Raw genomic sequence first — 15,299 nt, 5'->3', positions numbered from 1 at the left:
GCGCTATAACAGAGCCATCAGTGATGGCTCTGTTTTCATTCCTTCTCAAGCAACTTGTTTATTCGTTTGTGGAACTAACTTCGCCTGAATTAATCGTTTTCTAACGGTTATTCCAAGCCAGCTAGCTAAATATGCTTTTATTAGCCCAACAACAATAAACGGATAAACGCCAGTAACCAATGCCTGTCCCCAAGTCATGTCGAGAACAAATTTCAACTGAGTAGCTCCAAATGCTAACGTAATGATCATCCCTATCGTATTAGCAATCATAGCCATCGTTATTGTGAACTTTGTTTTTTCTAGAATCAGTCCTGTCACATAAGCAGCTAAAATAAACCCAAATATGTATCCACCAGTCGGTCCAATCAATACTTGCACGCCACCTTTAAATCCTGCGAATACCGGTAATCCGGTTGCACCTAATAAAGCATAACAAATCATAGCAATTGCACCGTATCTACTACCGATAATTGTTGCTGTTAAACCAACGGCTAACGTTTGTCCACTTATTGGTACGATAGGTATTGGGATTTCGATTTGTGCTAATATAGCTGTAATAGCTGCAAAAATACCACAAATAATAATTACCCTAAGTTTTGAATTACTGTTATACAAAATAAAACCTCCATTGTTAACCATATAATAATTTAGGTTAACATACTAATTTGGAATAGGCTAGTATTTTTATATAAATTTTAAGAAATTAAATATCGACAATAAGATGGTCATTGCAGCACTGTTTTACTAACCTTCATTACAGACTATATAAATGGTACAATTTAAACTAACATTTAGAAACATACAAATTTAAGGAGATATGCCACTATGTCACAGCCAATAACAAATATCCCTATCCCTGCGATACTAGAAATTAATAATGGTGCTGTTTTGCAAATAGAAAAGATATTGAAAAAACACTTCTTTTACAATGTTGTTTTTCTTTTTGATGAATTTACATATGCCAATTATGAGCATGTTATTAAAAAGTCGATTACCACGTTGAAAGTAAACACCGTTAAGATGGATGCTGATTTAGACATCCAAGATCTTATTTCACAGGCATTTTCAATGGAACGATATGATGCTGTTGTTGCAATGGGTGGTGGTTCCGTTATTGACTCTGGTAAGTATATTGCTTTTTCTCGACGTGTCCCATTTATAAGCATCCCTACTTCCGCTTCCAATGATGGATTTGCTAGCAGTAACTGTTCCCTTATGGTTAATAACAAAAAAACAACTGTTCCAGCCAAGGTTCCCTATGGCATTATTGCAGACTTAGATATTATTCAGCATGCACCTAAACATTTCATTCTAGCGGGAATTGGTGATTTAATGTCAAACTTAACTGCTCTATATGATTGGGATTTTGAAGAGGAGAACGGAGTAGCGGACGTTAATCACTTTGCTGCGATGCTAAGTAAAAAAGCAGTGAATAGCTTTATTCGAACACCTATGGACGATATAAAACAGCCGATTTTTCTAAAGGAACTTGTAAGCTCATTAACAATGGGGGGTATTGCTACGGTTATCAGTGGCAACAGCGCGCCTATAAGTGGATCAGAACATCTAATTTCCCATGCACTTGATAAAATTGCTAAAAAACCTGCAGCGCATGGAATCCAAGTCGGAGTCGCTACCTATATCATGGCACATACACAAGATCATCGCGCAGAGCGAATGGATAAAGTATTTTCTAGAACCGGATTTTTCGACTATGTGCAAGGGCTTGAATTAATAAAAGAGGAATTTCAACAAGCAATCGAAATCGGTCCAAGTATAAAGCCCAGCCGATTTACTTTTTTACATGATAAACAGTACCAAAATAAAGCGTTACAATTTTTAGATGAAGATGCTCTTATGCAGCGAATTTTCTCTAAATAATAGGATACCAAAAAAAGATGAACTGACGTGCTATGCGTTCACCTTTTTTACAAGATAAACCTATTCCCGTTTATCTTGTATTCTCTCAAGTAGATGGATCATTTGATTGTTTTGTTTGACTTGAATTTCACTATTTTTCTTTATATTATAAACCCAAATTAGTAATAAGACTGTAATTACGATTGGTATAAGAAACATAATGGATGACAACATTAAACCTACTGGTGCAAAACTTTCCATCATTGACTCCCCCTATTTAGTTATATAATCTATCATATCTTTGAATACTCCTTAAACCTTTTGAACTATTAACTTTGCTTATTGCATTTTATTGTTAATTTAGCTAGGTTAAACAATATTGTTGTTTTTTTGTCCAAAAGATAAGAACCTCAAATTCGTAAGTTGTTTTTCAAGTTTTAGGATTGTTCTTTGCAATGGGACTCCTCCCATACTAACATTTCTCTCAATAAACAGATAATTTTTTCCGTCTATTATAAACCTGCTATGACCTTTGTAATAGACTTCTTTACCTTCGTTTTCAAGTTTGTTTTTAATGGCTTTTACATATTCTTTTTGATTGAAATAGCGTTCTTCAAAATCAATCGTTATATTTCCTTTTTTGTAACCCATTAACCAGTTAAATAAGAAAAGACCTCCAATACCTGAAATGATAAAAATAGTGATAGTTATATACATTTATATACCCCCTTATACGACTAATACGGATTAGTTAATAAGAGGTTCCATAAAACTCTTAAAGTAATTATATATATCAACAGAGTTGTTTAACAAAGCTATAAAATTAAAATTTTGTACCATCAGAATCCAAATACCTCCATCAACTTCCACCAATCGACGTTAACCAAAAGACTCTGCCATTTTTATTAATTGTCTTTTACTAATCTCTTTCCTTGTTACTTTCGGAAAGTATGTAATTTCATAATTTAGTCCACTGTCCATCCACGTAACAGTCACTTTTCCATCATTATTTGGTATGTATATACCTTCAACACCAGCTATATTAATCTTCTTTTGTTTTATCTCATCAGAATAAACGTTAGATTGATTGCTAATGCGTAGTAACATCGAATTTTTATTAACATTTATAAAATCGTATCACTTCCATTATGTGAAATAATCGAACCGTATCCTTCCATATTTTTAAACGGAACTTTACTTGGAAGTTTGTATGCGGAAAACTTTTCTTGAAACTGGGAATCTGAATCTAGTTCCGTACGATCAAACCCATACATTCTATGACCTTCGAATAAAAACAATCCCGAAATAATCAAAGTTGGAATTAGTAGAATGAATATCCACAGGCGCTTTCTCATAAAATCCTCCTTTTTATTTTATTTATCTCTATGTACAGGCTAGGCAAATCATTTATTTTTTATATCATACCATATTTTTACAAAAGTAATGCAGCTCTAAACTCTGTCACCAAGCTGAAAAGTAGTTGTTATAATTGACCCTAAATCTACCATTTTACTAAACTATTGGAAATTTAATAGTACAGGAAATCATTTCCTTGTTCTATGTTCAACTTACTTACTGGTATAGTTTCTTCAAGGTTACTACAATTGGGCTTTTTTGGTTAATGATAATCTATGTTACAACTGTTAGCATTTTAGTAGTCAACAAGATTACTAGGAGGTTATTACATGAAAAAATTTAAAAAGATATTACTTACATTAACATTATCTATAAGTGTATTTGTACTTCCTTACACGACAGATGCTGCATCTTATATAGTGCAATCTGGAGATTCATTTTGGACAATTTCCAATAAATTCGGTGTAACATTATCAAACTTGCAAAAAACGAATAATCGTACAGGCAGTGTTTTATATGCCGGAGAAACGTTAACAATTCCTTCATCCATAGCGAATGCAGATAAAGAGTTAATGGCAAAATTAGTACAAGCTGAGGCTAAAGGGGAATCTTACGCTGGAAAGGTAGCTGTAGCCACAGTTATTCTTAACCGCGTGGATAGTAATTTGTTTCCTAACACAGTGAAAGCCGTCATTTATGAACGCTCTGCTGGAGGCTACTATGCTTTCAGTCCTGTTAAAAACGGGACAATCAATCAAACTGCTACTGCGGAATCCAAGCGAGCTGTTAACGAAGCAATTGCATTTAGAGGTCAGGGGTCTGGTTCATTGTATTTCTATAATCCTAAAACTGCGACAAGTTCTTGGATTACGTCTCGTCAAGTTACAGTGACTATCGGAAATCACCGTTTTGCAAAATAAAGTTGAAAAGACTAATTTTTAGGCTCAGAGTATCCTTCTCTGAGCTTTTTTTATTCATTAGTTATTGTTCACTACATAGTCAAAACAATTCAATTAAATTAGAAATCGTTAGCATACTTACAAATAAATTAAACAGTTATGGAGAATATAACACTGTGCATAAAGAAAGGTGGCACATTACATGAATATAATTAGGAGGTTTACAATGGGAATTTTAAGCGGAAATCCAACAGATGAACCGATGCATTACGGAGAAGTATTTAGCACATGGTCATTTCTTATGACAGCTCAAGATGCAATTGCAGGCTATCAGACGAAGCTAAATCATGCTGGTGATGAAGATTTACAAAAGTTAATAGAAGAATCTATTCACCAATGCCAACAAGAAAGCAAACAGATTGAAACATTGTTAAAAGACAACGGCATTGGTTTACCACCAGCTCCACCTGAGCGCCCAAAAGCTTGTGTTGATGACATCCCTGCAGGTGCTCGCTTCCAAGACCCTGAAATAGCAGCAGCTTTGTCTGCAGCAAATGCCGCTGGTCTTGTTGGTTGTAGTACAGTTATCGGGCAGTGCATACGCGAGGATATTGCCATGATGTTTAGTCAATTCCATACACAAAAGGCAACACTTGGAGCGAAATTATTACGCCTAAATAAAGAAAAAGGTTGGTTGATTCCACCTCCACTTCACCATTCAAAAGCAAAAGATTGCTAAAATAATTTTTCCACAAAAAAATTACGGTGTATAGAATGAAGCTAAAAACATTGAACCATGAAAAAAACGCATGCGAATTTGATTGTATCAAATCCATGCGTTTCATTTATATAGATAAAAACAAAATTAACCCATTTTTCTACGCGTGTTGCTCGCCTTTTTCGTTTGTTGACTTTTCATACGCTGACTTGAACTGTTCAAGTTCATTGAGTTCTTACTACCAGCCTGAGCTTGTTTCTTTTTTTCAAGTTGTTGCTTAACTAATTCCTGTGTACTAAGTTTCTTTTCGCTAGACATTATTTGTCTCCTCTACAAATTTCTGTTATTACTAACTTATTATAATACAACTTAGGCAAAATTAATCTATTTTTCTTTTAAAATGGTGCTAATTATTATACTTTCCCAGCGCCGCCATGACAAAAACTGTTTCAACTTAAGCTGAATCTTTACTCCTTTTCCGATTGGGTATCTAAGTTTTGTCACGTCCTCCAGTAATGCAATGTTACATATCAGATTAGCAACACGTCTAGGATCCTCATGATTCTTCTTTCCAGCCTCTAAAGTTGAAGTTAACTTTTTCATATATGTATAATACGGTGACTGCTCATCGTCAGACCCTGCAGTCATTTCCATTCCGAATGACCAGATATTTGTTTTAAATGATCCTGGTTCTACCAAAGCAACCTGGACACCAAATGGTTGCATTTCTAAGCGTAGACTTTCTGAATAACCCTCAATCGCATGTTTAGAGGAGACATAGGCAGAAAGACCAGGGAAACCAACCTTACCACTTATACTACTCACATTTATAATGGTACCACTTTCCTGTTTACGCATTTTTGGTAGCACCGCTTGTGTCACAGCCATTACCCCAAATACATTCGTTTCGAACTGCTTACGGTAATCATCAATAGGAATCTGCTCCACAAATCCGCCAATCGCCATACCAGCATTATTAACGAGTACATCTAATCGATCTAAACTTTCTACTTTGTCTTGAAATACTTCAATTGAATCCTTGCTCGTCACATCCAATTCAAACACTTCAATTCTTCTCAAAACGTTTGAATCTGTTGTGACCGTTTTAAGTACATCTTGCTTATTTAGATTACGCATCGTTGCAATAACATGAAATCCTCTTTTTGCTAATGCGATCGTTGTTAATAACCCAAAACCACTAGATGAACCTGTTACAATTGCAACTCTTTGCATCTATTTTCTCTCCTTAATTTTCACTTTCAACTGATATTTATATAGCACTTTTAATTATAGTTTCAAACATATTCATTAATGTTACTTTATTTTACTTTGTGAACTTTAATATATCCACTCTTAGGAACCAAAGAAAGCATGCACATCGTTTTTTTCTAACTATTTTGCTACACTAAAAAGAAAAGTTCGTTTTAGGGGTGTGAATATTGGGTCGAAAGGGAAAAATGGTAGAAAATGAAATAAATAGTTCTTATTTAAATGAAAAGATGATAATTACCTGGTACTTACCAGAAGCTTTTACACCGTTAAGTTCTTATCATGTCTGCATTATGCAGGATGGAAAAGATTACTTTCAATTAGGAAAAATTGCAACATTGAGTGACCAGTTACACGGTGATGGAGAAATTGACAACACGGTTTTTGTAGGTATACATTATCGGGACCGCTATGATCGGTATGAGAAATACCATCCTAATGGGGCACAAAATAGTGCTTATATTCAATTTTTAATCAGAGAGTTAGTGCCTTTTTTGGATGGGGAGTTACCTACTTACCAAGTTGGAGGTTCACGGGCATTGATGGGAGACTCTCTTGCTGGGACATTAGCATTAATGACAGCGACTAAATACCCAAATACGTTTGGCAAAGTAATCATGCAGTCTCCATATGTCAATCAAACGGTACTTGATGCAGTTCGGAGCGCGGGAAATCTAGATGCGATTTCTTTTTACCATTCCATTGGAACGCTGGAAACTGCCGTCAATACAACCAATGATGGTGAATTGAATTTCATAAATCCAAACCGTGAGTTAAACGAAGCTTTCCAACAAAAACAGTCTGATTACATATATCGAGAGTTCGATGGAGATCATACATGGAAATATTGGCAAAGAGAACTGCCAGATGTATTAAAAATGATGTTTGGTTGGGATTAATATTAAGTTATTATTAGAAAGTACTCCATATGTTTTTTTGTTATAATTAAAAATACCAATAGAAGTTAAAGCAACCAATCTGTTTATGAAGATACAATAGAAAAGGAGGACAACCAAATGAAATATGGTGTAGCTATTTTCCCATCAAAAAAAATACAAGATGAAGCTAATTCTTACCGGATGCGTTACGACCCGCATTATGCTCTCATACCACCACATATTACTCTAAAAGAACCTTTTGAGGCTGACGAAAAAGATCTTGATAAGATTATTGAAGAACTAAAAAACGTAGCAAAATCAACACACCCATTTCAATTGCGTATTAAAAAAGTCAGCTCATTCTCTCCAGTCACAAATACGATTTACTTGAAGGTAGAACCTGTAGATGAGCTAATTGATTTGAACGAAAGATTACACACAGGGAAACTTCCTAAGGAACAGTCCTTTGCTTTTGTGCCGCACATAACCATTGGCCAGAAACTTTCAGACGACGAATTTTCTGATGTATTTGGCAGCTTAAAAATGCAGGAATTCAATATAGAAGAAACCGCTGATCGTTTTCAATTAATGTACCAGCTAGAAAATGGAGCTTGGACCGTGTACGAAACATTCACTTTCAATAAGGAGTAAGAGAAATAAATGATTGTAAAAATTGTAGCAACAGATGAACAATTAAAAGATGCTTATTATGTAAGACGAACTGTATTCGTTGATGAACAAAATGTTCCCCCAGAGTTAGAGATTGACGATTTGGAGAACGAAGCCATCCATTTTGTTGGCTATGATAATGACCTACCAATTGCTGCAAGTCGGTTACGTCTTGTTGAAAACTATGGAAAATTAGAGCGGATATGTGTATTAAAAGGATTTAGGGGATTATCATATGGTAAGCAAATCATTTCGAAAATGGAAAAGGTAATCACAGACAAAGGGTTTACACAAGCAAAACTTAATTCACAAACACATGCTGAGGAGTTCTATCAATCACTTGGGTATCAAACCAATTCGGGTGAATTTATGGATGCCGGAATTCCACATGTTACAATGATCAAAACATTATAAAGCGAAGACCTTTCAATTAAGGACATGGACTATCTAGAAGTATGTTACTACTTGTGGATAGTCCCTCTTTATATTTAAAATTGTATTGTGAAATCATGAATTTGGTTGACTTCCAATTTATTACATCTTATGATTGAGTAAGGGGTAACATTTTCCGAGGAAGGAACGTGAACAATTTGAGAGATATTCAAGTCATTTTTGGTACGGGGCCATTAGGTATGACCGTAATGGAAGAACTCCTCCTTCAATATAAACACGTTATTATGGTAAGTAAGAGTGGAAAAGCTAATTTAGCTGATTTACCGAAATCGGTCGAATTAGTTCGTTGTGATGCCAAAAATCAAGATATGGTTGCTGAAATTTGCAAGCGTGCTTCTGTAGTGTATAACTGTATTGGTCTACCTTATAAAGATTGGGGAGAGTTCCCTGACATTATGGAAGGGTTAATTAACGGCGTTGGTCAAACGAACGCAACACTCGTTTTTGCTGATAACTTATATGCCTATGGGCCTACTGAAGGAGCCATGACTGAGCAAACAAGCTATCATCCTGTTGGTCGTAAGACAGAAATTCGAGCAAAAATGGCTAATCAAGTAATCGATGCACACAACAAAGGCAAAATCAAAGCAACTATTTGCAGAGCTCCAGACTTTTATGGTCCAAGAGTTAGAGAATCAATTCTCGGCTCCAGAGTAATTGAACACCTGATGCAAGGAAAACCGGTAGAAGTTATTGGTAACATCGAGTTGCCTCATTCTACTATTTATATAAAAGACTTTGCCAAAGGACTAGTTCTATTAGGGTCTAAGGAAGCGTCGCTAGGTCAAATTTGGCATATTCCTTGTGATGAAACAACGACATTGCATGAATTAATTGAAATGTGTGCTACAGAACTTAAAACAACAGCATCTTATCGAGTGGCAAATGGGGTTATGCTAACTATAATGGGGATTTTTAATCCAGAGATGCGTGAATTGAAAGAAACCTATTACCAATTCAATAGACCTTTTATCGTTAGTCATGAAAATTTTCATCGTTTGTTTTCTTTAAATGTCACTCCTCACTATACGGCAATAAGAGAAACGATTGCATGGTTTGTAGAAAACCAATCCGAGAAACATGAAAATGAACAAGAAATAAGTTAATTTTAATAGCCTTACATACCTAACTCAGAAGTTAATGGTAATCATTAACCTCTGAGTTCTTTTTTATAAAATTTCATCAAGAATTTATTTTTTTTACGAAAGTTCCTGTTAAGGCTTTTTTTATGTTGACGTTTGGCATCGCAGTTGAAAAACTTTGAAAAGTACTGAATGACTCACTGTTTATCAAGTTGAGTGCTCTCACAAGTTAAACAATAAAGCAATACAAATTGTCACCAACCTTTTCAATTCACTTAGTATCAATGGTCGCAACAATTGATACTACCAGACTGGAAAGATAAGTATTTTTGGATACTATTCTAAATCCGCTTTTTCTAATCATCGATTCTGTTTCACGATCAAGATGACAACCGTCAGCAATACGTTTCCATACAGGCGTTAGTATTTGTTGGAGACGTGCATAAATCGTTTTTTCCATTTTCACATGTTCCAACACTAATAAGTTCCCACCTGGCTTTAAGACTCTTCTTAACTCCTTTAACGCTATATCCATATTATCAACCGAACACAGGACAAGCATAGATACAATGGTATCAAAGTGATCATCTGGTAAAGGAATTTTTTCAGCACTACTATCCATTACTTTAATTGGAACACCATTCAGATTAATTCGTGATTTAGCTTTCTCTATCATGTAAGGATTCGGTTCAATGGCAATCACTTCCTCACATTTGTTATAAAGCGAAAAATTCACTCCCGTTCCTGCGCCTATTTCTAACACCTTACCTTTTGCATAAATAAGTAGTTTTTTTCGCCACGAATTAATGTACCTTTTTTCTAAAGGAGCCATTGCATAATCATATATCCTCGCAAAAGACTTTTGCATACTTTCCTCCAATTAAACACAAATATTTAAATATTATGTACTTTAACTAATCAATTTCATAATACCAATTTTGTCGTCACCTAGGTAATTATGAAATTGACTCAAACATTACTATTTTCTTTTTTTAATAAATTTATATATAAATAGGAGAAATAATATAAATACGATTACATAGATAGTATTAGAATAGATATCCATATAGCTAACGATAACATCCCATGACCCCCCAAGTTTTGCACCTAAATTCACAAGTACAACGTTCCAAATTAGAGTCCCTATCGTTGTAAAAAGCAGAAACAAGCCTAGATTCATATGTGACATTCCAGCAGGTATCGAAATTAAACTACGGATAATAGGAATAAATCTACAAATTAAAACCGTCCAAACACCATATTTATCAAACCAAGAATCAGCCTTATATATATCTTGTTTGGTTAGTCGAAGTAAGCCGCCCCACCGATCAATTATCTTTTCTAATCTGTTAACATCAAGTTGCAAACCGATTCCATAAAGAATCATCGCCCCTATCACAGATCCCGCTGTGGATGAAATGACTACGCCCATAATTGTAAGGTCAGAGGTGGTAGTCATGAAGCCTCCAAATGTTAGTATTATTTCAGACGGAACTGGTGGAAAGATATTTTCAATAGCAATTAAAAACATAATTCCCATATAACCATATTCATTTATAATTCCAATCAACCAATTTTCCACTAGCTACTCCTCCTTCAACTTACTCTCCTAGTTAACTTGCTTTGAAACGAGTCTTATATAATAAACAGGTGCAAAGATTCTAAACCAATGCACCTGTTTATTGTGTACTATAATTCTATGGTAATAGATAGAGTAATACGCAGAAAAAGTGTGTAGTAGTACCAGCAATTACGAAAAGGTGCCATACTGCATGGTGAAATTTAAATGCTCTCCATACGTAAAAAACAGCTCCTAATGTATAACAAATACCGCCTGCTACAAATAGAATAACTCCATTAATATTTAAATTTTCAACTATTTGGTTCCAACCAAGTACAACCATCCATCCCATGACAATATACAATACTGTCGAAGTAAATAGATATTTTTTAACAAAAAAAGCTTTGAAAACAGTTCCAGCAATTGCTAATCCCCATATGATTCCAAACATCGTCCAACCAAGAGTTCCTTTTATAACAATAAATGTAAACGGTGTGTAGGATCCTGCAATAAATAAGTAAATCGAAGAATGGTCAAATATCTCAAACAAGTCCTTCGCTTTACCTTGGGGTAATGCATGTACCATTGTCGAAGACATATATAGGATGAACATTGTCGAACCAAATATAGTAAAACTAACTACATGCCAAGCCGTTCCATAGATTGATGAATAGACAATCAATACAACTAATCCAACAACGCTTAACATGGCTCCTATTCCGTGTGTAACCGCATTTGCGATTTCTTCACCTTTAGAAAAAATATGTGTTTGTGCCAATAGATCATCATCCCTTAAACTTTTGTATTCATAGATTAATCAATTTCATAATTACCTTATTCAGTCATCTGCGATAATATATAGTTTGGAAATGGTTTTATCCAACTATATATTGTTATAGGTGACGACAAAATTGGTATTATGAAATTGACTCAGATAAAAAGCATGTCAAAAAAGTTAACTCAAATCTGTAACTTTTATTGATTATATCAGAACTAAGCAATGAAAAGTTAACATTTTAAACTGCATGTGTTGAAGCTTCTATAAAAAAGCGTTCTTTTATACAAAGTTGTCACAATTTCCATAGACAATTATTACTTCACTTCGAATATTAATCTTCAATATTTATAAGAAATTGTTTCGTTACATAACCCTTATCATAAAGATCAGCAATTATTGCATTTTTCACATCCATTTCCACTTCTTCATTTACACTTATATGTACTTCAAGTTCTTTATCCTCTATTTTAACTATTTCCACGCTTTCACTTAGGCGATTTGGCAAATATTGATTTAAAATGTCAATAAGATCTTGGGTTGCTTGGTCATGCATCTTTTCTAATTTATACGTATCTTCAATAGCTCCTGAATACAATGATTCCCCTATATAAAATCTTATATCGGGATTTTCTTTTTCATAAGCTGAACCAGTATATGAACTATGTATAAAGTCATATTCAACACTACCTAATACTAATTCTTCATCGTATGAAGCCAAATGACTTTGGAAAGAACGTTTAGCTTCCATGTAGTTCCAAGGAAGTCCATAGTTAAATACATACCAAAAAATTACTATTATTAATCCCACTATCAAAAAGAAATAAGATTTTTTTGACAAGATTACGCACTCCCTTGAATAGCTCTATTACATTTAAAATAGGTTACCTCGATTGGTATTATTATCAACTCTATAATAATCATATTTTAACATATGTCCCAGTGGATTTTATTTGCTGCATTTAATTTTTTATACTTGTCAGTTCACTTCCTTTCGTATGAAATAGGTTGGTTTGGTCAACAATAGGTAATGAATTTTCAATGGAGGGGATGAGTCAGATTGGGTAGAACTGGTTCGATTTTAGTGGAAACACTATTTGGTTTTTTTGCATTATTTATGATTGCTAAGATAATTGGGAAAACACAAATTTCTCAGCTAACAGCATTTGATTTTATATCTGCACTAATATTTGGGGAACTTGTTGGGAATGCAATTTTTGATGACCAATCGGGTATTAAAGAAATTGCTTTTGCTGTATTTCTTTGGGGAAGTTTACTGTATATAACAGAGTTATTAACTCAAAGGTTTAAAAGAACACGGGCATTATTTGAGGGAAAGCCTAACTTAATAATACATAAAGGTAAAATGCAACGTGAAGAGATGAAAAAGAGTAAGTTAGACGCAAATCAATTGCTCCATCTTCTCCGTGGTAAAGGGGCATTCTCTGTAAAAGAAGTAGAATATGCTGTGTTAGAAACGGATGGGTCGTTATCAGTCTTAAAAAAGACTCTGGATCAAACACCAACACGTCAAGACATGAACTTGATGGCACAGGATGTATATTTACCATTCATGTTAATCAATGACGGGGAAATAATTAAGGATAGTTTACATGAGATAGGAAAAGACGAACCTTGGCTAAAAGAAGAATTAAACAAACAGAATGTTCGCTCGCACAAAGACGTTTTTTATGCAGAGTATCAAAAAGGTGAGGCATTGTATGTACAAACATTTTAATTACATAGAAAAAGTGAGGATCTCTCTAGATCTTCACTTTTTGTCACGCGCGCGTAGTATCCACTTTGCATCTTCAATCTCACTTATTATTTTTTCTTGTTTTATTAACGCTATGATATAGCTTGTAACAGCCGTTCGAAATAACACCCACTGAGACAACTGGGTTGATTGGACTCCAAAGTGTAGACACATATCTGCAACGATTGTTTCATGCGTTAATCCTTCTGGATAGCAAATGATTTTTTGCTCTAACCAATTTAACAAGTTATGATGATATTTAATATTTTTATCTACAGTAATTTGAAAATTTTCTTCATATTCACCATGACCAGGCAAAGCTCCATCACATTGAATTTCTTTTAATTTGTATAAACTTTTTATCGCTAGGTCTGCGTCAGTTAGAAATGGAATTTTATGCTTAAAGAGTTGTTCTTCACCAAAGTATCCATCAGCTGCAAACAGAACATTATCGATATGAAACGCTAATTGATAATAACTATGACCAGCTAAAAGAATAGTTTTAAAGGTGAATTGATCAATTTGATATTGCCCTTCTTCAATCACTCGATCAATTCTAATTGGATTTGCTTCCAAAAATTTATTGCGAAGTTCAGGAAGTGGATCATTACCAGTAAATAAATAGGTTGGTTCTAACACGGGATAACGCATAATTGCTTCTTCTAAGAATGGAGCAATTGTAAGTATATGATGTTGCTCTTGCAAGTAATGCGCTCCACCAAAATGATCAGCATGTGCGTGGGTAATAAACAGATGCGTGATTGGAAGCTCATTTTCTTTGATTTGCCTTAACACTTTTTTCATTGTTGCTTTATCAATACCTGAATCAATCAACATCCCTTGTGAATTAAGATGTACATATCCGATATTCACTGGACCATGAAAGTAAAAACACGTTTGGTTTATTCTCCTTAATTCCATTCTACCTACTCCTTATTAAAGGGGGTTAGGTATAGAATACAGAATTTCACCTTGGAATTCCAATAGAATTAAACAATTTCATTCAAATACTGTCCTTTTCCAGTTAGTTCTGTATAGACTTTTTCGATGACTTCATTGTTTTGTTTCATGGTTATTTGTTGCTCTTCTTTTGTTTGCATTTGTGATAACTGTTGATATTGTTGTTGATCTTCTTGTGTATAAGACATACTTAACTGTGCAGGATAGGGTTGTTCGATTGGATATGGATCTCTTTTCGGTTGTGATATCCGGTTCTGATACTGTTCATACTGGTAATTAACTATTGGTAAAATATATCCCATCATTTTTCCTCCTCATACACGCTATACTAACTTATACCCTTTTTTGATATAAAGTATGCCTTAAAGTTAACATTTATTTATATTAACGGCGCTCCTCACGATAATCACCCATTGTTTTTTCTAATTCATTCATACTATTTATAAAAGAACGATTCCATTCAGTTATTTCACCTTCAAACTCTTTCATACTTATTTCTGGTCTTTGTAACCATTTCTCATTCTTGTTTAGATGTTTATCAAATATCCTTAAATTTTTAATTACCTGTTGGTGAAACTTTGACAACATATTCTACTCACTCCTCCTAAAAAAATAAGGTAGCCTTAAAAGCTACCTCAATAAAAGATTATATCCAAGAAAATGGTCTTCTATGATCATCATCTCTCTGATCGTCTTCTTTTTTATAATCATCCTCTACTGTTTCAACTTCTTCATCCGCTTCAACTTCTTCTTTTTTTTCGTGTTTATCTTCCACCACTTCTTCTGCTAAGAATTCTTCTCTTCTTGGACCGAAAAATGGATCGATTGGTCGCGGACGTGGCTGATGTTTTGGTGGTTCGATCGTTACATTGTCAGCTTTTATTACTAAGTCTTTCACATAAATGACTTTTTTCTTTTCAGACATTTAAATTTCCACTCCTTTATTAGAAAACTTGGTCGCTATTATCCTATGTAAGAGTCTAAGAAAGGATATGGACATCAGCCCGGTTTTACTATAATCCAAAGGCATTTTCCTCATTTTTATAGAGAAAGGTGTTTGCCC

23 protein-coding genes are annotated in these 15,299 nt (G+C 34.3%); 8 read left to right on the top strand and 15 right to left on the bottom strand.

Features of this window, described 5'->3' with window-relative positions:
* Window positions 1–45: 45 nt before the first annotated feature.
* Window positions 46–615: a biotin transporter BioY gene (locus tag QQS35_RS21250; RefSeq protein ID WP_407933998.1), complete on the bottom strand. Its 570-nt coding sequence runs from the start codon at window positions 613–615 to the stop codon at window positions 46–48.
* A 210-nt stretch (window positions 616–825) separates the two neighbouring features.
* Between QQS35_RS21250 and QQS35_RS21245 the strand changes: the two genes are divergently transcribed.
* Window positions 826–1,881, top strand: a complete 1,056-nt coding sequence (locus QQS35_RS21245) for an iron-containing alcohol dehydrogenase family protein (protein WP_285934259.1) — start codon at window positions 826–828, stop codon at window positions 1,879–1,881.
* A 60-nt stretch (window positions 1,882–1,941) separates the two neighbouring features.
* Here the strand turns inward: QQS35_RS21245 and QQS35_RS21240 are convergent, their stop codons facing one another.
* The 4 genes from QQS35_RS21240 to QQS35_RS21225 all read right to left on the bottom strand — a co-directional run bounded on the left by QQS35_RS21240 (window position 1,942) and on the right by QQS35_RS21225 (window position 3,215).
* Window positions 1,942–2,121 (bottom strand): hypothetical protein, encoded by a 180-nt coding sequence (locus QQS35_RS21240; RefSeq protein ID WP_285934258.1) that lies wholly within the window; start codon window positions 2,119–2,121, stop codon window positions 1,942–1,944.
* A 108-nt stretch (window positions 2,122–2,229) separates the two neighbouring features.
* Window positions 2,230–2,577, bottom strand: a complete 348-nt coding sequence (locus tag QQS35_RS21235; protein ID WP_285934257.1) for a hypothetical protein — start codon at window positions 2,575–2,577, stop codon at window positions 2,230–2,232.
* A 162-nt stretch (window positions 2,578–2,739) separates the two neighbouring features.
* Window positions 2,740–2,967, bottom strand: coding sequence for a DUF4367 domain-containing protein (locus QQS35_RS21230; RefSeq protein WP_285934256.1), 228 nt, complete (start codon window positions 2,965–2,967; stop codon window positions 2,740–2,742).
* 17 nt (window positions 2,968–2,984) lie between these two features.
* Window positions 2,985–3,215 (bottom strand): hypothetical protein, encoded by a 231-nt coding sequence (locus tag QQS35_RS21225; protein WP_285934255.1) that lies wholly within the window; start codon window positions 3,213–3,215, stop codon window positions 2,985–2,987.
* A 330-nt stretch (window positions 3,216–3,545) separates the two neighbouring features.
* Between QQS35_RS21225 and QQS35_RS21220 the strand changes: the two genes are divergently transcribed.
* Both QQS35_RS21220 and QQS35_RS21215 read left to right on the top strand, forming a co-directional pair.
* A complete protein-coding gene (locus QQS35_RS21220) occupies window positions 3,546–4,136 on the top strand; it encodes a cell wall hydrolase (protein WP_285934254.1) in 591 nt (196 codons plus the stop codon).
* Between the two features lie 205 nt (window positions 4,137–4,341).
* Complete coding sequence (locus QQS35_RS21215) at window positions 4,342–4,854, top strand: DUF3231 family protein (protein WP_285934253.1); 513 nt, start codon at window positions 4,342–4,344, stop codon at window positions 4,852–4,854.
* 126 nt (window positions 4,855–4,980) lie between these two features.
* On the opposite strand, the gene QQS35_RS21210 is transcribed toward QQS35_RS21215, so the two are convergent.
* Both QQS35_RS21210 and QQS35_RS21205 read right to left on the bottom strand, forming a co-directional pair.
* The gene (locus tag QQS35_RS21210) at window positions 4,981–5,151 is read right to left on the bottom strand and encodes a hypothetical protein (RefSeq protein ID WP_285934252.1); all 171 of its coding nucleotides are present in this window, start codon (window positions 5,149–5,151) and stop codon (window positions 4,981–4,983) included.
* 66 nt (window positions 5,152–5,217) lie between these two features.
* Window positions 5,218–6,066, bottom strand: coding sequence for an SDR family oxidoreductase (locus QQS35_RS21205; protein WP_285934251.1), 849 nt, complete (start codon window positions 6,064–6,066; stop codon window positions 5,218–5,220).
* Window positions 6,067–6,272: 206 nt separating this feature from the next.
* Here QQS35_RS21205 and QQS35_RS21200 point away from each other — a divergent pair, with 206 nt between their 5' ends.
* The 4 genes from QQS35_RS21200 to QQS35_RS21185 all read left to right on the top strand — a co-directional run bounded on the left by QQS35_RS21200 (window position 6,273) and on the right by QQS35_RS21185 (window position 9,208).
* The gene (locus tag QQS35_RS21200; protein ID WP_285934250.1) at window positions 6,273–7,001 is read left to right on the top strand and encodes an alpha/beta hydrolase; all 729 of its coding nucleotides are present in this window, start codon (window positions 6,273–6,275) and stop codon (window positions 6,999–7,001) included.
* 117 nt (window positions 7,002–7,118) lie between these two features.
* On the top strand, window positions 7,119–7,631 hold the full coding sequence (locus QQS35_RS21195; protein ID WP_285934249.1) for a YjcG family protein: 513 nt from the start codon (window positions 7,119–7,121) through the stop codon (window positions 7,629–7,631).
* 9 nt (window positions 7,632–7,640) lie between these two features.
* Window positions 7,641–8,063, top strand: a complete 423-nt coding sequence (locus tag QQS35_RS21190) for a GNAT family N-acetyltransferase (RefSeq protein ID WP_285934248.1) — start codon at window positions 7,641–7,643, stop codon at window positions 8,061–8,063.
* 167 nt (window positions 8,064–8,230) lie between these two features.
* Window positions 8,231–9,208 (top strand): NAD-dependent epimerase/dehydratase family protein, encoded by a 978-nt coding sequence (locus QQS35_RS21185; protein WP_285934246.1) that lies wholly within the window; start codon window positions 8,231–8,233, stop codon window positions 9,206–9,208.
* Window positions 9,209–9,455: 247 nt separating this feature from the next.
* Here the strand turns inward: QQS35_RS21185 and QQS35_RS21180 are convergent, their stop codons facing one another.
* From QQS35_RS21180 to QQS35_RS21165, 4 genes are all read right to left on the bottom strand, one after another.
* On the bottom strand, window positions 9,456–10,052 hold the full coding sequence (locus tag QQS35_RS21180; RefSeq protein ID WP_285934245.1) for a class I SAM-dependent methyltransferase: 597 nt from the start codon (window positions 10,050–10,052) through the stop codon (window positions 9,456–9,458).
* Window positions 10,053–10,163: 111 nt separating this feature from the next.
* Window positions 10,164–10,766, bottom strand: coding sequence for a DedA family protein (locus QQS35_RS21175; RefSeq protein ID WP_285934244.1), 603 nt, complete (start codon window positions 10,764–10,766; stop codon window positions 10,164–10,166).
* 115 nt (window positions 10,767–10,881) lie between these two features.
* Window positions 10,882–11,523 carry a PAQR family membrane homeostasis protein TrhA gene (gene trhA, locus QQS35_RS21170; RefSeq protein ID WP_285934243.1) on the bottom strand — a complete coding sequence of 214 codons (642 nt, stop codon included), beginning with the start codon at window positions 11,521–11,523 and terminating at the stop codon, window positions 10,882–10,884.
* Between the two features lie 331 nt (window positions 11,524–11,854).
* A complete protein-coding gene (locus QQS35_RS21165) occupies window positions 11,855–12,361 on the bottom strand; it encodes a hypothetical protein (RefSeq protein WP_285934241.1) in 507 nt (168 codons plus the stop codon).
* A gap of 219 nt (window positions 12,362–12,580) precedes the next feature.
* Here QQS35_RS21165 and QQS35_RS21160 point away from each other — a divergent pair, with 219 nt between their 5' ends.
* Window positions 12,581–13,258, top strand: coding sequence for a DUF421 domain-containing protein (locus QQS35_RS21160; RefSeq protein WP_331490899.1), 678 nt, complete (start codon window positions 12,581–12,583; stop codon window positions 13,256–13,258).
* 33 nt (window positions 13,259–13,291) lie between these two features.
* Here the strand turns inward: QQS35_RS21160 and QQS35_RS21155 are convergent, their stop codons facing one another.
* From QQS35_RS21155 to QQS35_RS21140, 4 genes are all read right to left on the bottom strand, one after another.
* Entirely contained in the window at window positions 13,292–14,197 is a 906-nt protein-coding gene (locus tag QQS35_RS21155) for an MBL fold metallo-hydrolase (RefSeq protein WP_285934240.1), read from the bottom strand.
* Window positions 14,198–14,265: 68 nt separating this feature from the next.
* Complete coding sequence (locus tag QQS35_RS21150) at window positions 14,266–14,538, bottom strand: hypothetical protein (RefSeq protein ID WP_285934239.1); 273 nt, start codon at window positions 14,536–14,538, stop codon at window positions 14,266–14,268.
* An 82-nt stretch (window positions 14,539–14,620) separates the two neighbouring features.
* On the bottom strand, window positions 14,621–14,824 hold the full coding sequence (locus QQS35_RS21145) for a hypothetical protein (protein ID WP_285934238.1): 204 nt from the start codon (window positions 14,822–14,824) through the stop codon (window positions 14,621–14,623).
* A gap of 58 nt (window positions 14,825–14,882) precedes the next feature.
* Complete coding sequence (locus QQS35_RS21140) at window positions 14,883–15,161, bottom strand: hypothetical protein (RefSeq protein WP_285934237.1); 279 nt, start codon at window positions 15,159–15,161, stop codon at window positions 14,883–14,885.
* Window positions 15,162–15,299: the final 138 nt, after the last annotated feature.

The sequence above is a fragment of the Aquibacillus rhizosphaerae genome (genome assembly GCF_030282825.1).
Classification (GTDB): domain Bacteria; phylum Bacillota; class Bacilli; order Bacillales; family Amphibacillaceae; genus Aquibacillus_C; species Aquibacillus_C rhizosphaerae.
The sequence above is the reverse complement of the archived record's forward strand: the minus strand, read 5'-3'. Positions and strand labels throughout refer to the sequence as shown.